This window comes from Dolosigranulum pigrum ATCC 51524 (assembly GCF_000245815.1).
Taxonomy (GTDB): Bacteria; Bacillota; Bacilli; order Lactobacillales; family Carnobacteriaceae_A; genus Dolosigranulum; species Dolosigranulum pigrum.
The window spans coordinates 304,218-321,596 of record NZ_JH601104.1; the positions used below are offsets into that span (position 1 = coordinate 304,218).

Below are 17,379 nucleotides of genomic sequence, written 5' to 3' on the forward strand. Positions count from 1 at the left end.
ATTTTTTATGCATCATTTATATGATTCCTGTCATTCATGTGCTCTCTCTTACACACTTATCTCATTGAGTAAGATTGATCTAGTCTTTCGCCTTCCGTTGACCGTATGTTTCAAATCGTTCCAGCATATGCGTCATCTCTGCATCATCTAAGATAACCGGCTCTCCTACAGATTTCGCCTTAATATGCACCTCTGAACAGTACTCAACTTCTTCAACAATATTGAAAGCATTCAACAAATCTTGTGCCCCAGCAATAATCCCGTGATTCGCTAGCAGAACTGCTCGCCGATCTTTCATCGCTTCATATGCATTCTCTGCCAATTCCGGCGTACCGTATGTTGCATAGTCAGCTACACGAACATTCTTCCCTGCCACAGCTACCATATAGTGAGAAGGTGGCAAGTCCCAACGTAACGTCGCCATAACTGTTGCATACATCGTGTGGGCATGAATCATTGCATCAATATCTTCGCGATTCTCGTAAAAAATCTTATGCATCACCCACTCACTAGAAGGCGTCCGCTCCCCTTCTACAATATCGCCATCAAGCGTCATAATCACAATATCTTCTGGTTGAATCTCGAAAAAGTCAATCCCAGACGGTGTAATAGCCATATGACCAGCTTCGCGGTCAAAGATACTTAAGTTACCGCCTGTCCCTTTAGTTAAGTTGGTTTCAACTAATTTTTTCCCATACGCGATTAACTGATCGCGCGCTTCCTTCATTAACATATTACCGACTTCCTTTAGCTATAAATTCTTGGTACTTGACTTCCCACTGTGCATTATCTTGTGGCTCGTATATGGCTGAACCAGCTAATTCATCTTGTAGTAACGGTTCGACTAATTGACGCCCGTCCTCTAATGAAGCCACCTCTCCTAAAGCCACTAATTGGAGTAAAATATTCCCGACACCGGTTCCTTCACTAAGACCAATATGGACCGTCTTCTGTGTCGCATTCGCCGTTAATTGATTCAGAATAGTAGCTTTCGTCCCGCCACCAACAATATAGAGCACTTCACCGGTCTGATCATTGTCCAAGCGACTTTCCATCTCTTCCAATACTTGTCGATACGTCAAGGCTAAACTCTCGTATACCACACGGAAGATATCACCTGGTTCGGTAGCAACCGGTTGCTTGGTTTCAGCAAGATAATCTTGTACTTTTTGGATCATCTCCCCTGGTTCTGCAAATCGCTCGTCACTGACATCAATATACGCATGCAAATCTTCTGCTTCACTAGCTAACTGAGCAATTTCTCTATACGTATAATCTTGGCCTTGTTGACTATATGCCTCTCTTAACTGTTGAATAATCCACAATCCGGTCAAATTACTAAGTAGCGTAATATTGCCCGCACCATACTCATTAGAAAATAATCGTTCATCAGTGAGGAATGGTTTACTCAGCTCTTTTCCAATCAGTGACCACGTACCACTGGACAAGAATGTCGCCGGAGTATCGGACGGAATACTGGCGATTGCACTCGCTGTATCATGACTAGCACATGTGAGGACAGGTTTACCTGCCACACCTAACTCTGTTGCTCGGTCCGTATTTAGAACACCCACTTTTTCTCCAGCATCAATCAGTGGCGCAAATAAACTTGGTTTCAAGTCAAATGCTTCCCGGATGTTGTCACTCCATTCTAATGAATGTGGACTAAACAGCTGACTAGTTGATGCCATCGAACGTTCAGCATACTTCTCACCTGTTAGTAAGTAATGAATCAAATCTGGAATGTGCAGATAAGTTTCTGCTCGCTCGTACACATCTGGCTCGTGCCACTTCACCGCCAATAATTGATAGAGCGTATTAATAGCCAGAATCTGAATTCCAGTCTCTTCATATATCTCCGCATGGGATAAAATCTCTGCTGCTCGTTCTGGAATGCCATCCGTCCGCTTATCACGGTAATGCACTGGATTGGCGATTAAATGCCCCTCCTGATCTAACAAGCCAAAATCGACTCCCCACGAATCAACCGATAGACTATCAAACCCGTGAGATGCTTCAGCCTGAGCCATACTCTCATAAATATGATCCATAATAAGCTCAATATCCCAAGACAGATGCCCATCTCCATGATCGATTACATAATCATCGAAGCGATGAATCTCCGTGACAGATAACTCGCCATCATGATACTTACCTAACAGCGCCCGACCGCTCGATGCACCTAAATCAATCGCTAGTACATTGCTCATAGTATCCTCCTTCTATTTATAATGTCCTCACAATAACTTTATCACATAACCGCTTCCAAATAATAGAAAGCCTTTACGTTAATGTGGACATATTTTACGATTTAGTTCTCACCATCTTCTCCAAATAAATCATGAATAATATCTTGATAGATATCATCTAACTTATAGAAGTGAAGTAAGATCATAATAATTATCGCAATAATAATTGGAATATAAATGAACAGTAAGTCAATTACAAAAAATACACCATCTGGCTGAGCCGCCGTTCCACCACCACTAACATAGCCACCAGCGCCTAAAATCCAACCAATCCCTGCCGATCCTAATCCGTGACCAAGTGTAGTGGCAAAAGTACCACCACTGAACGTTAATCCTTCAATTCGCATACCGCTTTTCCATTCACCGTAGTCAATCGTATCAGCTAACATCGCATAAGCATTCCCCATAAGAGCAGAGAATCCAAAGCCTCGTAGAGCAGTGCTTGCTAAGACCAGTGGAACGTTCAGCCCATCAATAATAACAAGTGCACTACCAATAATCATCAGTGTTAACCCTAGATAGAGTGTCTTCATACGCCCAAACCGAGCATTAAAGTACCCCACTGATAAAAATCCAACTAAGAGTGGTATCGTAAAGAACATCGCTAATCGTCCCACAATACTGACATCTTTTAGAATATGTTCTGCATAGTACACATTAATTCCCATTAAGATATCCAACATTGCCCATCCTGATAAGATGATGAAGAAAATCATGACCCAATATTTATTGGTTACAATGGTTTTCAGTGACTCACCTAATGGAACATCTTCTCCGGCTGTTGAACCTTTTGCTGGTTTAACACGTTCAGTTGTCCCGAAGAAGGTGTATGAGAACATTGCAATCATAATCAGCCCATATAAGCCAGCTGTCCATTGCCATGCTGCTGTATCTCCACCGAATAATTCAACCAATGGAATTGTAACGTTAGATACAATCAACATAACGATGAAATAACCTAGCATACGCGCAATATTTAAATTACTTCGTTCCTTTTGATCCCGAGTAATTAATGTTCCTAACGTCCCGTATGGAATATTACTAATCGTATACATCAGGAAATAGAAGTTGTAAGCTAGCACAATATACAGAACTTGATTCCCTATCTCCCAACTGCTCGGAACACTAAAGAGTACAATTAACGAAGCTACTAACGGAATCGTGGCCCCTAATACCCATGGGCGTGCTTTCCCATATTTTGTACGCGTTTTATCTACAATATATCCCATCAGAACGTTAGTGATCCCATCTAACACACGTGAAAGCATCAGAATCGTCCCTAACAGTCCCGCTGCTACTCCGATCACATCTGTAAAGTAATACATGGCGAAACTTGTAACCATTACACCGGCAAAACCTGTCGCTCCATCACCAAAACCGTAAGCTAGCCGCTCCGAAAAATTCAACTTTGCATTTTGCTTGTCTACTGCTGCTCTTTGACCCATTTTATTCCCCTTCCTTTATTCATCAACAACACCTAACACAACTACCCTCCTTCTTTTTCGTTATCGCTTATACCTATTATCTGTTGTAATCGGTTTATTATCTAGTGATTTATTTCATAATACTAGACATATTTTTTGATTATGGGTATACTTAAGACGAAAATTAAAAAAAGGAGATTCCGTTATGGATGCATTTTTTGAGACTAGACAATATGATTCAGGCATTAAGGTATGGCACAAGTCCTATAAGGATTTACACTTTATTCCACATTGGCATCCGGAATATGAATTAATCTATGTCATGAAGGGCCAGGCGAAGATAACCGTGGATGAGAAGACAGTTTTCGCTGAAGCAGGTGATCTTGTGCTATGTAGTAGTGGTGATATTCATTATAGTGACAGTGATTATATGAACAATGAACTAGCTTTTCTAATTTTTGATCCATTAATTATTCATGATAGTTTTAACACGTACCAGCTCACCAGCCCACACCTTTCTCACAAAAAACTTCAACAACTTGGATTAGACGGACTAATTCAGAATACCTTCCAAATGATTGGCCGAGAATTAATGGAGCAACGTGACTACCACGAAGAACTCATTCGATCACAGCTTCAGAAACTATGCTTCAGTTTAATCCGCCAGACGAACCACCTCGTCTTAGATGAACCTAGTCAGAATAAGCATAAAGATAATCTCTTTAAGTTCCAGGAGTTACTATACTATATCGAACAACATTACAATGAAGATATTTCCCTCGATGATGCCGCTGAGATGACAAACTTTAGCCCAAGTTACTTCTCGACGCTCTTCAAGCAACATACTGGCTATACATTTGTGAAATATGTGAATGCGATCCGTATCGAGCGCGCCATTAGTATGTTGCACAAAAATTACAATATGACGGATATTGCCTTTGAGTGTGGGTTTAATAATAGTCGCAACTTTAACCGCGTATTTAAAGAATTTACCGGTGTCACACCGACTGCATACCTGAAGACTTCTGCCACGAACCAAATTACCATCAAGTCCAACATTCGCACGTCAGCTATCCAAGCCCATACAGATAACTTCGTAAACAAAACACTCGTCTCAAGAAACTAATCCATCCCTAATGAGCTGAATAATAAACTATCTCCCTGATAAACGACTTGCTGTAGTCGTCTATCAGGGAGATTATATAATCTATTAGCTAGATAACATGGAGCGGTATAACTCTTTTATGTCTTCCAATGTTGGGTCTTTCGGATTTCCTGGCGTACAAGCGTCATCTAGTGCTGTCTGAGCTAAGAAGTCGATATCTTCTTCCTTCACAATGCCGTCAAGAGTTTCTGGAATACCTACTCGCTTGGCTAAGTCTTTCACCGCTTGAATGGCTGCTTCACGATACTCTGTCTGTGACATCGCATCTACATTCTCAACACCCATAACTCTCGCAATTTCTCGATATTTTTCACCAGTAACATCAGCATTATAGGCCATCACGGTCGGTAATATAATCGCATTAGCTACCCCATGTTGTGTATTGTATACGGCGCCTAATGGGTGAGCCATCGAGTGAACAATCCCTAAACCTACATTAGAGAATCCCATACCCGCTACATATTGTGCTAAAGCCATTTTTTCAAATCCAGACGCCTTCCCATCCACAGCATCTTCAAGATACTGGGCAATTAATTCGATCGATTTAAGATGGAACATATCTGTCAATTCCCAAGCACCTTTTGTAATATATCCTTCAATGGCATGCGTCAGTGCATCTAATCCCGTTGAAGCTGTTAGTTCTTTTGGCATACTCTCCATCATAGTTGGATCAACGATAGCTGCTATCGGCAAGTCATTCGGATCAACACAGACCATCTTCTTCTTCGATTCTTCATCGGTAATCACATAGTTAATCGTTACCTCTGCTGCAGTTCCTGCCGTTGTTGGTATCGCAATAATCGGTGTACATTTATGTTTAGTATCCGCAACACCTTCTAGACTACGAACATCTTCGAAGTCAGGGTTAGTATGAACAATCGCCGCTGCCTTCGCGCAATCGATAACCGATCCGCCTCCGACCGCAATTATAGCGTCCGCCTCAATCTCTTTTAAAGCCGCTAACCCCTCCTGCACATTCTTAATCGTTGGATTAGACTGGATATCAGTGAAGTATTGATAATCTACCGCTAATTCATCTAATTTTGAGGTGACTTTTTCTATATTTTTACTGCTCATCATATACTCATCAGTAAAGACAACAATATTTTGGAAGCCCTCATCGGTTATAACTTCTTTTATGTGATCTAACGCCCCATATCCATGATAACTCAACTTATTTAATATGATTCTATTTCCCATCATTAACCCTCCTATATTTTTTCTTGTTATAAATTTAACATGTATAAACTTAATTATCAATAATTTAACCATTAATGCAAAATAATTGTCTTCATAATCAATAAATACGTCTTATCTATTTGTTATTAAATTCACTAGATGTCCAAAATAAATAGGATGGATTAATCCCGGTCCCATCCTATTTTTTATGATTACATCTCTTTCAATTCTTCTGCATCACGAAAACCACTTGACAGTCGGCTATTCTCTTCCGTAAGTTTTATTCCTGTAAAGTCTAAACCAAAGTGGCCTTGGAACAATTTTTCTAAGTCTATATGCACTCCATTATCATAAAAGCCACTTTTTCCTTCCTCAACCTTAGTTACTTTTACTCCTGCTTTTTCTGCTACTTTAGCAAACTTATCCATATCAATATTCATTGTAATCCTCCTCTGGTATATAATAAATATTATCAAAATCAATGAGTGATTGATCATATATACATATCTGTCTCTCATTATTTAAAATACCCATCTCAGCTAACTCTTTATGTTGTGGTAATGGGTCTCGGTGGAAAGTGAATCTTGTTGCTTTATACCCTCTATATAGGCAATATATTTCAATTATTTTTGCTCTCTTTTTATCTTCCGTCAATCCCTCAAAATCAAAATTATATTCTTCATTTTTATTAATTATTTTAATAGCATCATTTAACTCATTCCTGCTCTGTTCACTGTCTAAATCAAATAATTCATTTGTTTGAGTCTTAAAATTTTTAACCAATAATACCGCTTTGTCTTCTGTATCGCCGTATTTTCTCTTATATCTTTTCTGTGCTTCGCCACTCCACCATATAGCCTTATCTATATCTTCAATGAAAAAGTACACACCATTACCTAGCCAATGATCGTCACGCTCAATTATTTTAAATTCTTTTTCTTCTAATATTTTATCAGCATATTTTTTAATTGTACCATGCGTTAACCAATATACACTTGTTTCAAGTAATCTTAGCATTTAGGAGCCTCCTATGTTGACATCCTGTTTATCTTATTACTTTATCTAAATAATAAAATATTATTCTTCTACTTACCTTAATCATAGCTCAAGCACTGAAAAAACTCAACTATTAATATGAAGTTGCATTCTCTATTTTAAAAAAACACCTCCACACTAAGTCAATCGTGTGAAGGTGCTGATGTATTATTGAATTACTCGTTATACTTCATTGTCATATTCGATGTAGGCAACAGTGGTAGCTAAGAATTCCTCTAGCCCGTGACGACCATCTGCGCCGCCAATACCTGATTTTTTCCATCCGGCATGGAATCCTTGAATAGCTTCGAAGCTATGACGATTAACATACACTTCCCCAGCTTCCATATTGTTAATAAACTTCAGAATAACATTGTAGTCTTGGGCGAAGATAGCTGATGTTAATCCGTAATCAGAGTCATTAGCCAGTTCAAGCGCTTCGTCCAATGTCTTGAAAGTGCCAATCGGTAAGACAGGGCCGAAGATTTCTTGTTGCATAATAGTCATATCATTCGTTGCATCCGCAATAACAGTTGGCTCGAAGAAGTAACCTGATCCTTCTCCCCGCTGCCCACCTGTTAAAATACGCGCACCAGCTGATGTAGCGGCCGAAATCTTCTCTTCAACACTATCCAAACCACTCTGGGTAATGAGCGGCCCCATATCGACAGATTCATCTTCTAGTGGATTCCCGTATTTCACTTGACTCATCGCTTCAGTAATTCTGTCATAGAACTCATCTTTAACCGCTTCATGGACATAGACTCGCTCCGTACAGTTACATACCTGTCCCGAATTAATGACACGACTGGCTACAATTGCCTTAACCGCCACATCAAGATCAGCGTCTTTCCAAACAACAGTAGGCGCCTTCCCACCGAGCTCCAAATTCACATTCGTAATATTCTCTGAAGCAGCTCTCATCACTGCTTGTCCAGCGCGAACTGATCCCGTAATAGAGACTAAATCAACATCCGGGCTACTAGCTAATGCCGAGCCGAACTCGCGATCTCCAGACAGAATATTGACAACTCCAGCTGGTAGATCAACCGCTTCTAACAATTGTGCAAAAATCAGCGCATTATTCGGAGCACTACTGGACGGTTTGACAATCACAGTATTACCCGTTAGAATAGCTGGAGCTACTTTCCGTGCAATAAGGAAGAATGGATAATTCCACGGCAAAATCCCCGCAACAACGCCAACTGGTTTCTTGAAAATCATAATATTTTCATTCGGACTATCGCTTGGCACTATCTCTCCTTCATACTTACGTGCCCACCCAGCATAATACTTGAAATATTCTGCTGTTGCTTCCACTTCACCCATTGCCTGCTCTAAGACCTTCCCGACTTCCGTAGAAATAACCTTCGCAAATATTTCCTTATGCTCTAAAATTAAATCCGATAATAGATACAAGTATTCCGCACGTTCATTGGATGGGACATGTTTCCAAGACTTCTGTGCCCGTCGAGCTGCCTTCAGCGCCCGATCTAAGTCCTCAAGTGAAGCTTGCGGCACTTGATTAAGTACTTCTCCAGTGGATGGATTAATATTATCCCCTAACGTCCCCTCCGAACTCTCTACAAACTGCCCATCAATATACATCTTATACTGATCTAACTTCAATTCCATTCGTTTCACAAATCCTCTCTTCATAAATTATAAACCGTTTACATTATAGTAATAATCTACCATATATTGATCAACGAAAGCAACTCTCTGAACTGATAAAATCACTCGCCAGATACAAATTCAATTAAAAACAAGCGCTAACAAGTTATCATCGCCTCTAACACTTCAATTTTTATATTTTTTGCCCGTTTTTGTGAAATCTTTATTGTGTATATTGAATAAAAAAATAACCCGCTCAGAGATGTCAAACCTATACTACCCCCAAAAGTTAGAATAATTTACTCCAACCTTTGGGGGCAGTACACACCTATGCAAATGTTAACTCTTTTTTATTCTCCGTATAGGAAATATCTGGCGCAAATCCAGTATTGACACCTAATTTAACAAGTGTTGATAAACGTGGATCTACATTCCCATTTTCAATATCAGCTATAGTTGATTGAGCCACTCCAGTTTTTTGAGCAAATTCTCTCTGAGTAAGCCCTAGTTCTTTTCTGAAGTTCATTACTTTACAGGCAATTTTTAGCATATAAACTTCTTTATGAAATTCTTTTTTGTATTCATCTGATTGTTGTGCTAAATCTTCTTGTAAATATGCATCGAATAATACTGGTTTATCTCCCATCTTGAACACTCCTATTTCTTATATCGCCTTAAAATTTTCCTGGCAATTTCTTTTTCACGATCATGTATTGCTCAAGAATCCTCCATGACTACTCTTTTTCATCAGTCTTCTGATTCACCATTTGATGATACAGCTTCCGCAAGCGGTATTGGTCTTCATCTGTAATCGGTGAGTTGCGGCGATATTGACTGAGCCGATATGCCGTCGCTTCGCTCGTAATCGACTGCTTCGTCTGCTTAATATCTTTCCACAGCTCATTCGCTGACTTCCGTGTCGCCCCGCGCTGGAAAATCATCCACTGCTCAGCCAAATCACTCGTCGCCACCTTCACATTCGAAACCAAAAAGTTCTCTTCACCCACCGACCGCTCAATATACTCATCCGCCGTCTCACCCTCCTGCGTGAAGATCACCTCCAGATCATACTGCTCATACCGTTGCGTAATCCCCGGCACCAACTGCGCATCAAACACCACAATCACCTCAATCCCCGCGAATGCCCCATAATTACTCAACTCATGCAACAACTCATCACGAGCCGTCCCAATCTCATCCCGTTGCTGCAGTCGCTTCAAATTTGGCCACGCCCCAATCATATTATAACCATCCACATACAGAATCTCTCGCTTCACCAACTCACCCCTCTCATCATACTGTCTTACTTATTTTAACACATTTATTGTGGTATCATAGAATAAACTATTTATAACACGTTAGGAGCCCCGCTTATGTCAAAAAAATGTCGCTCAGTCCTCTCCCGAATCTTCAGCTTCTGTTGCCTGCTGATCATCACTATTGCCCTATTCCGCCCTGCCAGCGAACCCGTTCATGCAACAGAAGACGTGCAGTTGATTGTTGAATATGACCACGTAGACAACATGCCTAACGAAGACCAACTGCCCCCACAAGTCACCCAAGTCCACACGTCTCGGTATACACCGACACGTGCTCTCACTATTCCCAAACAATACATCCACCTCCTACGAAGCCAAGCCCACATCAAGTCTATCCGCCCCAACCAAACTGTCGTCCCCTTAGAAACGGATGGCACTAAGAGAACTTCCAGCTCCGCCAACTACCCTTGGAACTTACAGACGATTGGCGCGGACATTGCTCACCAACAAGGCATTACAGGAAAAGGAGTCAACATTGCGGTAGTCGATACCGGCTTCTACATCGATCATCCGAATATCACTTTCGCTGGAGGAGCCTCTATCTTCAACGATGATCCTTGGACGAACGACCACATGGGACACGGCACCCACGTCGCTGGTATTATCGCTGCCGCCGCGGATTCAGAATTCCCCGGCGTCGCTCCCGATGTCAACCTATATGGAGTAAAAGTCTACCACAAAGATGTGCTTGATGCTGATAACACGCCTAGCACCACAGTCTACAACTTGACAGAAGGAATCTATGCAGCCATGCGACAAGGTGTGGATATCATTGTCGTCAGTTCCGGCTTCCAAGGCGAAGATGAAGGCATGCGCCAAGCCGTCCAACAAGCCACTGACCAAGGCATCGTCATCTACAGCGCCAGCGGGAACGGGCAGCCAGCTGTGGATTACCCAGCAGCCTACCCTGACGTTATCTCTGTTACGAGCATCGATCAATTCCAGCACGCCGCCTCTGACATTATCGCTGGCCCTGAGAATGACCTCACGGCACCTGGCGTCGAGATTACTAGCCTCTCCTCACCCGATAGTGTCTATGGCTATCCGTTCGCAACCCTGAGTGGCAGTTCCCAAGCAACCCCACATGCAGCGGGCATTACCGCACTTTTAATGCAAAAATATCAAATAACTGCTTCGGAAGCGACCGAACGTTTACTCGAACAAGCACAAGACTTAGATGATGCAGACTTCTTCGGACATGGCTTAGTCCAATTCTTAGCTCCCGAAGACCGACAACAGACTAACAATACCGACCGCAACTCAAACCATACGGATGCCGCAACCAAAGAGCCCTCTGAACTCTATTGGGCTGAACCCGCTGCCCAAGGAACCCGCTCTTTCCTCGCTGACGAATATTTCGCCCAAGTTCAAGCAGAAGGCATCCTTGCTTTAACCTATACAGATACCGGCCCGGATACCTTGCGTCTCACCGAAGCACAAGTCAGAACGATGAAATCGCGCCAGATCACCTTGCGTTTCTATCTAAATGATATCGAATGGGAGGTCCCCGCTGATGCCTTAGATACCGGCGAAGCACTCTTCAAATTCACGGATGTGACCACCCATGATGCTATCGAAACAGCCTCAGCACAGTCTACGGTTGTCAAATTCGAAATCCAGCAGAATGGCGCACCGAAGACCACCTTCACCCAACCGATGACCTATCGCTTCCTCGCCCAAGATAATTGGGAGGATAGCACAGACATCTACATCTTAGATAACGAACAGAACTGGACGGCCCTAGATGCTGAACACAGTGGCCACTACTTACAACGAACCACTAACCAAACCGGCACCTTCGCCGTCTTCAATACCAAAGATATCAACAACACTACCCCAGCTCAATCTAACCCTAACTCCCCAACACGCACACTGTGGATAATCATGGGGATAAGTACTCTCGTGCTAGCTGGATTGATTGTTATCATGAAACACTGGATCAACCCCCGCCAACAGTAGCTTTCCGTCTATGAACATGATAAAATGAAACTGCAAAAAGAGAGGATCTAATTATAGAAAGGAATTAATATGACTGATAAATTAATAAAAGTTGTAGGAGCAGCCATTGTCCGTGACGGTCATATCTTAGCTGTTGAACGTTCAGAGACCATGACTTTGCCAAACTTGTGGGAGTTCCCCGGTGGCAAAATCGAACCCGGCGAAACAAAAGAAGAGGCACTTACTCGCGAAATCCAAGAAGAACTAGGGCTTACAATTGTTGTCGATGAATTTATTAATACAGCACGCTTCCAATATGATTTTGGTATAGTTGAGCTTTCTGTCTTTACTGTTCATATTGAAGCTGGTGAGCTCAGACTAACCGAACATAGCCAACATAAATGGTTAAAGCCAACTGAACTAAACACCCTCACATGGGCACCCGTTGATATCGAAGCTGTTAATATTCTGTCACAAAAATCTGTTTAACCAAAAGGACTAGCCCCCACAGCTAGTCCCCTTTTTTCTATTCATTAATAAAATAATGGAATAACTCATAAGGAACCGATTCTCGTAAGGCCAAGTCCATTGTAACAATGTTTTGGCCATTAACTCGTTCCTGCTGAGGCGTGTCAGGCATCACATCCACTTGCCCTAAATAATAATGATCCGGATCATCTAAGTCACTCTTCTTAATAAATAAATGTAAATCAATTCCCTGCTCTTGGTGCTCAATAATTTTACGTTCCGTTTTTGATTGCAAGGTACGTCGCGATGTGGTGAACCATTTAAGAATACTCTGATTAATGAATGCATCTTCATATTGAATCTCTGCATTAGTCTTATCCGTCTTGTGGTAGTTAACAAAAATAGGCACCATTTGATTATTTAAAGAATACCCAAACATAGTAGATGTTCCGTCACTGTCCCAACACATCAGACGTGAAACATCTTTTCGTGAATATTTTTGACCTATTTTAAGTGGTGATGTTGTGTAACCTGCTGGGAAGTCAGCTGAATTCATCAGCCCGACTTCAATGGCATCCACCATTAATTCAGTAAACCACGCATTATCTGCCAATAATTGCTTGAGTTGATTATTTAATGTATAGCTGTCTGAAGTCACAACAAACCAGTCTCCACCATATTTTTTCTGATCAGTTGATTTAAAAAAGTGGAGTTCTAGTACATTTTCTACCGATTCTAAAATGTCTTGGTTATAAGCAACATTATAATTCTCCAACTCTATGCAATAAGCTTCTTTTTCCACTGCTTGGTCCTGATCTATCAACATTTTCATTAAGATTAATTCGTGTGGTCGCTTCCCATTCATCAATTCCTTTGTCACAAAATATAGAACTTGGCCCGCAAATTCTTTGTAAGAAAACCCATAATTTCTTTCTTTTTCCATATAGGCAATAAATTCACTATGATTTCTGAAGCGCGTATCAAAAATAACTTGTGGTTCCATTGACTGATGAATGACAAAATCTTTCAACATTGGAATTCGACCGATCCGTTGCTTCAAATCAGCATAAGCTTTTTTCAAGTTAGCCATGCTAGATAATTTTGTATTCTGAATCGAATCAAAAATTTGTTTCTTAGCAATTTCTTCAAAGTTGACTGTCGTAATTCCGTCAATTTGGTTACGATTGGCTAAATCTTTTCGGTAATTATCTTTATTGTATGACTGATCTCCAAACAGCGCCATGGGAATCATGTAATTATTTTTATAATTCCCAATAAAATCAATTACAGTAACAAACTCTTTATCGGGATACTTACGCAAACCACGTCCCAGCTGTTGCACAAAAACAATACTGGATTCGGTATTTCGGAGCATCACGACTTGATTCACACTCGGAATATCTACACCTTCGTTAAATATATCAACCGTAATAATATAATCAAGCTGGCCTTGTTCCAACTCTTGCACAACTTCATCTCTAACTGCCTGTGAATCATCGCCGCTCAATGCTCTTGTCTTTAATCCACGATCATTCAACTGCTTCGACAATTCGTGGGCTTCTGCTTTGCGCGAACAAAACATCAAACCGCGTGTTTTTTGAGTCGCTGATTCATAATAATAAATTTTATCTAAGATGTGATCTACTCGCTTAGAGGTTACTAAATCGCTAAAATCGGTCTCTTCGTTCACTAAATATCCATCTGAATCAATCATTTCTGTTACGCCATAGTACATAAATGGTGTTAACATATTCTCATTCAATGCATCCTGCAGACGAATTTCGTAAGCAATATTATAGTCAAATAACTCAAAAATATTCTCATCATCTGTTCGCTCAGGTGTCGCTGTCATGCCTAGATAAAAATCTGGCGTAAAATAATCAAGCACCTTACGATAACCACTTGCTCCTGCTCGGTGTGATTCGTCAATAAGTATATAATCAAAGGCATCTGCTGCAATTTGCGTCATATTATCATTGCGCTGTAATGTTTGGATCGTGGCAAAGATGTATTTTTTATCAGAGATATCCATACCACTCTTATAAATGCACGAATCAGCGGGATCAAACCCAATCACTTTTTGGAATGATGCTTCTGCTTGTCTTAAAATCTGTTCACGGTGTACAATGAATAAAAATTTATCCGGCTGGTATTGACGAACATCAAAAGCTGACATATAGGTCTTCCCGGTCCCTGTTGCACTAATAACTAACGCTCGCTTAGCGCCCTGCTTGCGTAGAGCGGCTAATTCTTTAATCGCCTCTGTTTGCATTTGATTGGGTTGAACTGCGTAATAATTAGGTTGACTACTTGTTTCTTCTAATAAGTTTATTTCTGACCGTACTAAAGGTTGCCGATTACGACCATATGCCTCAATTACCTCAAACGTTAACGGATCAGATGCTTCCCATAATTTATCCAATTCTTGCTTGGTCTGGTAAATATAATCACCATCATGGGCCGATGTCAGCTTCACATTCCACTCATAATTTAATTTCAAGGCTCGACCTGTTAAATTTGAACTTCCTGCAATGACAACATTTTCTTGCTCCTTCTCGAAGAAGTATACCTTCGCATGCATGTTCTTCTCTTTTTTAGTCATTCTCACTTCAATATTATCAAACTTCAACAAGCCTCTTAACACATCAGGATCATTAAAATCCAAATACGGTGAAATAATTAACCGACCGTGGACACCTTTTCGTGATAAATCTGCTAATTGCGTCTTTAGCATCGCAATACCATCTTCGGTAATAAACGCTACATTAAAGGTAAATGTACGACATGTTTCTAACTGCTCTTGAATTTCTGTCAGCACATTTTCACCGGTTTCTCTTTTATTAAGTACTATCTTGGGTGAATATAATTTGTCCTGATATTGTTTATGATTGATAAAGCCATATTGTAATGACTCCCTTAATTGATTTTCAAACTGATTCTTATTCGTCATGGGCGCTTGATCCCTTCTTCTTTAACTATTCATTTATGTATAAGTCCCACTTACAATGAGAAGCGTTAGATTAGCATAATATCAATGTTATTCTCTTCCACTCTATTTCCATTCTAACGGTCTTTTGTTCCGTAAGCAACTATTATTTTGTAGAGGTTTATTTCTCCCTATTTTAAAAACGGCCCCTGGTAAGGGACCGTGTGTGTTATTCACTTAAGGCTTTGACGGGTTCGTAGCACCAGCAACGAGTTAAGTGATCGTTCACTAAACCGGCTGATTGCATGTAGGCATAACAAATGGTCGGGCCGACAAACGAGAAGCCGTCCTTTTTCATTTGTTTACTCATGCGAGTGCTGAGCTCAGTAGTGGCCGGAACTTCTTCTGGATGTTCCCAAGCGTTCTGGATTGGTTCATTCTCTACGAACTGCCAAATGTAAGCTGAGAAAGAGCCACAGCGCTCAGTGACTCGCTCGTATGCTTTCGCATTTTTGATGACACTTTCGATTTTCAAGCGGTTGCGGATGATCCCCTCATTCGCTAAGAGTTGCTCGATTTTGGCCTCATCGTATTGCCTGATCTTGGCTGGGTCGAACTGATCGAAGGCCTCACGGTAAGCGTCGCGTCGCTTCAGAATGTTCCACCAGCTCAGACCTGCTTGGGCACCTTCCAGACAAAGCAATTCGAAGAGCTCACGGTCATCTCGCGTTGGTCGCCCCCATTCCTCGTCATGATAAGCGATATAACGTGCTTGATCCGTTACCCATTGACATCTTTCCATTACAATCCCCCTTATATTAACAATTAACGCCGGTTCGGATTGACCCGATTCCACTTCACATCAACTTCCTGCTTCTCCAGGTCAACGATTTCCATACATTGATGCGACTGGAACCATTCCGTGACTTCATTGTTAGACATCCCTTTAATTAGTTTTGAGTATAGACTATCTTTCTTCGGTCGCCAACTCTCGTGGAACGTTAAGCTAATCGGTGCTTTTTTCTTCTGGCGAGTGACGTTATAGCGGCCCTTCAAGGTACCTAGATTGCCAGCTGGTTCGATGTAGAACTCTCCGAAGTGCGGCTTATGTTCTAATAATTCAGACTTATCTGGAAATGGCGGATCGAATGTAATCGTAATCGGCGCTGTTGGTGAATCTAAGCGAATAGATTGTAGGTGATGATGACCCTCCACATCGACATAACGATATTCCTTGTCCCCTTCTCGCGCTATTCCCTCTTCATCAATCGCAACTTCTTGAATCGCTGTATGTCTGGTTTCATTAAAGATGGTCGCCATCGTATTCATTGAGTATTGAATATTCCAGCGCAATTTTAACATCTTAGGGAACGTACATGGATCAATCTGATGCGTGTTGCCATCAATGATTAGCGAGACATTGCTCTTCTTCTTCCGTACAAAGTCGAACTGATATAAGAAGAATAAGGGGAGTGATTTGGGTTGCTTCATCTGACTACCAATGGACGGAATCCAGGACAGTTCGTGCGGATTTGTCGTCACATCTTCATCGAGTTGGAAGGTAATCGCTCGCCCTTCACTGTCATCGAAGCTAAAGCCTAGACGCACATGATGCGCTTCTTCATAAAAATAAATCATATCAAATTCAGTCGGAATAATCTTACCCAATCCTTGTCCGCCAACAATTAATTCGAGTTCTTGTTCGTTGAAGATAATCCCCGGCTGATGATAGATATCCTTATAGCCGTCACTACGCCAAGCAAGCACTTGAAATTGTTGTTGGTCGTCTACTTCAATTAAGTGCACCTCGAATGCATGGTACTGCACATCAGGATCTTTCTTGAAATTAATTAATGCCACTTGGGTAATCGGAATCCGCCGAAAGCTAAACGGCATATAGGCTGTTGTCATATAATACACCTTCCTCTAATAACTGAGTTGATCATCTAATCAATAAGTAGACTCTTCTTTATTCTACACAATGTTTAAAGCGTTGACAACTATTCTCCCTGGTTAATTCGTATGTAACCCAAAGAACCACCTGCCTGCTCTGACATGTGGT

General features: G+C 41.2%; 15 protein-coding genes. 3 read left to right on the forward strand and 12 right to left on the reverse strand.

Annotated elements, in window-relative coordinates:
* Nucleotides 1-79: 79 nt before the first annotated feature.
* The 3 genes from HMPREF9703_RS08360 to HMPREF9703_RS08370 form a co-directional block, all read right to left on the reverse strand.
* Nucleotides 80-733: an L-fuculose-phosphate aldolase gene (locus tag HMPREF9703_RS08360; protein ID WP_004637021.1), complete on the reverse strand. Its 654-nt coding sequence runs from the start codon at nt 731-733 to the stop codon at nt 80-82.
* A 1-nt stretch (nt 734) separates the two neighbouring features.
* The gene (locus HMPREF9703_RS08365) at nt 735-2,210 is read right to left on the reverse strand and encodes a rhamnulokinase (RefSeq protein ID WP_004637022.1); all 1,476 of its coding nucleotides are present in this window, start codon (nt 2,208-2,210) and stop codon (nt 735-737) included.
* Nucleotides 2,211-2,311: 101 nt separating this feature from the next.
* Entirely contained in the window at nt 2,312-3,694 is a 1,383-nt protein-coding gene (locus tag HMPREF9703_RS08370; protein WP_004637023.1) for an MFS transporter, read from the reverse strand.
* 184 nt (nt 3,695-3,878) lie between these two features.
* Between HMPREF9703_RS08370 and HMPREF9703_RS08375 the strand changes: the two genes are divergently transcribed.
* On the forward strand, nt 3,879-4,799 hold the full coding sequence (locus tag HMPREF9703_RS08375) for an AraC family transcriptional regulator (protein ID WP_004637024.1): 921 nt from the start codon (nt 3,879-3,881) through the stop codon (nt 4,797-4,799).
* 84 nt (nt 4,800-4,883) lie between these two features.
* Here HMPREF9703_RS08375 and fucO read toward each other — a convergent pair whose 3' ends face one another.
* The 6 genes from fucO to HMPREF9703_RS08405 form a co-directional block, all read right to left on the reverse strand.
* The gene (gene fucO, locus HMPREF9703_RS08380) at nt 4,884-6,038 is read right to left on the reverse strand and encodes a lactaldehyde reductase (protein WP_004637025.1); all 1,155 of its coding nucleotides are present in this window, start codon (nt 6,036-6,038) and stop codon (nt 4,884-4,886) included.
* Between the two features lie 191 nt (nt 6,039-6,229).
* Nucleotides 6,230-6,457: a hypothetical protein gene (locus tag HMPREF9703_RS08385; RefSeq protein WP_004637026.1), complete on the reverse strand. Its 228-nt coding sequence runs from the start codon at nt 6,455-6,457 to the stop codon at nt 6,230-6,232.
* Nucleotides 6,447-7,034 (reverse strand): hypothetical protein, encoded by a 588-nt coding sequence (locus HMPREF9703_RS08390; protein ID WP_004637027.1) that lies wholly within the window; start codon nt 7,032-7,034, stop codon nt 6,447-6,449. The genes HMPREF9703_RS08385 and HMPREF9703_RS08390 overlap by 11 nt, the downstream gene beginning before the upstream one ends.
* A gap of 201 nt (nt 7,035-7,235) precedes the next feature.
* Nucleotides 7,236-8,687 carry an aldehyde dehydrogenase gene (gene aldA, locus HMPREF9703_RS08395; protein ID WP_004637028.1) on the reverse strand — a complete coding sequence of 484 codons (1,452 nt, stop codon included), beginning with the start codon at nt 8,685-8,687 and terminating at the stop codon, nt 7,236-7,238.
* Between the two features lie 307 nt (nt 8,688-8,994).
* The gene (locus HMPREF9703_RS08400) at nt 8,995-9,312 is read right to left on the reverse strand and encodes a helix-turn-helix domain-containing protein (RefSeq protein ID WP_004637029.1); all 318 of its coding nucleotides are present in this window, start codon (nt 9,310-9,312) and stop codon (nt 8,995-8,997) included.
* An 88-nt stretch (nt 9,313-9,400) separates the two neighbouring features.
* A complete protein-coding gene (locus HMPREF9703_RS08405) occupies nt 9,401-9,943 on the reverse strand; it encodes an NYN domain-containing protein (RefSeq protein WP_004637030.1) in 543 nt (180 codons plus the stop codon).
* A 96-nt stretch (nt 9,944-10,039) separates the two neighbouring features.
* Here HMPREF9703_RS08405 and HMPREF9703_RS08655 point away from each other — a divergent pair, with 96 nt between their 5' ends.
* Together HMPREF9703_RS08655 and HMPREF9703_RS08420 are read left to right on the forward strand one after the other, a co-directional pair.
* The gene (locus tag HMPREF9703_RS08655) at nt 10,040-11,944 is read left to right on the forward strand and encodes a S8 family serine peptidase (RefSeq protein WP_004637031.1); all 1,905 of its coding nucleotides are present in this window, start codon (nt 10,040-10,042) and stop codon (nt 11,942-11,944) included.
* Between the two features lie 69 nt (nt 11,945-12,013).
* Nucleotides 12,014-12,412, forward strand: a complete 399-nt coding sequence (locus HMPREF9703_RS08420) for a (deoxy)nucleoside triphosphate pyrophosphohydrolase (RefSeq protein ID WP_004637032.1) — start codon at nt 12,014-12,016, stop codon at nt 12,410-12,412.
* A gap of 37 nt (nt 12,413-12,449) precedes the next feature.
* Here the strand turns inward: HMPREF9703_RS08420 and HMPREF9703_RS08425 are convergent, their stop codons facing one another.
* The 3 genes from HMPREF9703_RS08425 to HMPREF9703_RS08435 all read right to left on the reverse strand — a co-directional run bounded on the left by HMPREF9703_RS08425 (nt 12,450) and on the right by HMPREF9703_RS08435 (nt 17,228).
* Nucleotides 12,450-15,341, reverse strand: coding sequence for a DEAD/DEAH box helicase (locus HMPREF9703_RS08425; protein ID WP_004637033.1), 2,892 nt, complete (start codon nt 15,339-15,341; stop codon nt 12,450-12,452).
* 205 nt (nt 15,342-15,546) lie between these two features.
* Entirely contained in the window at nt 15,547-16,119 is a 573-nt protein-coding gene (locus tag HMPREF9703_RS08430) for a DNA-3-methyladenine glycosylase I (RefSeq protein WP_004637034.1), read from the reverse strand.
* Between the two features lie 23 nt (nt 16,120-16,142).
* Complete coding sequence (locus tag HMPREF9703_RS08435) at nt 16,143-17,228, reverse strand: hypothetical protein (protein ID WP_004637035.1); 1,086 nt, start codon at nt 17,226-17,228, stop codon at nt 16,143-16,145.
* Between the last annotated feature and the right edge of the window lie 151 nt (nt 17,229-17,379).

What these genes read in the sequence shown, in the direction of transcription:
- HMPREF9703_RS08360 (WP_004637021.1), bottom strand. Translation starts at nt 733, where the DNA reads ATGTTAATGAAGGAAGCGCGCGATCAGTTAATCGCGTATGGGAAAAAA.
- HMPREF9703_RS08365 (WP_004637022.1), bottom strand. Translation starts at nt 2,210, where the DNA reads ATGAGCAATGTACTAGCGATTGATTTAGGTGCATCGAGCGGTCGGGCG.
- HMPREF9703_RS08370 (WP_004637023.1), bottom strand. Translation starts at nt 3,694, where the DNA reads ATGGGTCAAAGAGCAGCAGTAGACAAGCAAAATGCAAAGTTGAATTTT.
- HMPREF9703_RS08375 (WP_004637024.1), top strand. Translation starts at nt 3,879, where the DNA reads ATGGATGCATTTTTTGAGACTAGACAATATGATTCAGGCATTAAGGTA.
- fucO (WP_004637025.1), bottom strand. Translation starts at nt 6,038, where the DNA reads ATGGGAAATAGAATCATATTAAATAAGTTGAGTTATCATGGATATGGG.
- HMPREF9703_RS08385 (WP_004637026.1), bottom strand. Translation starts at nt 6,457, where the DNA reads ATGAATATTGATATGGATAAGTTTGCTAAAGTAGCAGAAAAAGCAGGA.
- HMPREF9703_RS08390 (WP_004637027.1), bottom strand. Translation starts at nt 7,034, where the DNA reads ATGCTAAGATTACTTGAAACAAGTGTATATTGGTTAACGCATGGTACA.
- aldA (WP_004637028.1), bottom strand. Translation starts at nt 8,687, where the DNA reads ATGGAATTGAAGTTAGATCAGTATAAGATGTATATTGATGGGCAGTTT.
- HMPREF9703_RS08400 (WP_004637029.1), bottom strand. Translation starts at nt 9,312, where the DNA reads ATGGGAGATAAACCAGTATTATTCGATGCATATTTACAAGAAGATTTA.
- HMPREF9703_RS08655 (WP_004637031.1), top strand. Translation starts at nt 10,040, where the DNA reads ATGTCAAAAAAATGTCGCTCAGTCCTCTCCCGAATCTTCAGCTTCTGT.
- HMPREF9703_RS08420 (WP_004637032.1), top strand. Translation starts at nt 12,014, where the DNA reads ATGACTGATAAATTAATAAAAGTTGTAGGAGCAGCCATTGTCCGTGAC.
- HMPREF9703_RS08425 (WP_004637033.1), bottom strand. Translation starts at nt 15,341, where the DNA reads ATGACGAATAAGAATCAGTTTGAAAATCAATTAAGGGAGTCATTACAA.
- HMPREF9703_RS08430 (WP_004637034.1), bottom strand. Translation starts at nt 16,119, where the DNA reads ATGGAAAGATGTCAATGGGTAACGGATCAAGCACGTTATATCGCTTAT.
- HMPREF9703_RS08435 (WP_004637035.1), bottom strand. Translation starts at nt 17,228, where the DNA reads ATGACAACAGCCTATATGCCGTTTAGCTTTCGGCGGATTCCGATTACC.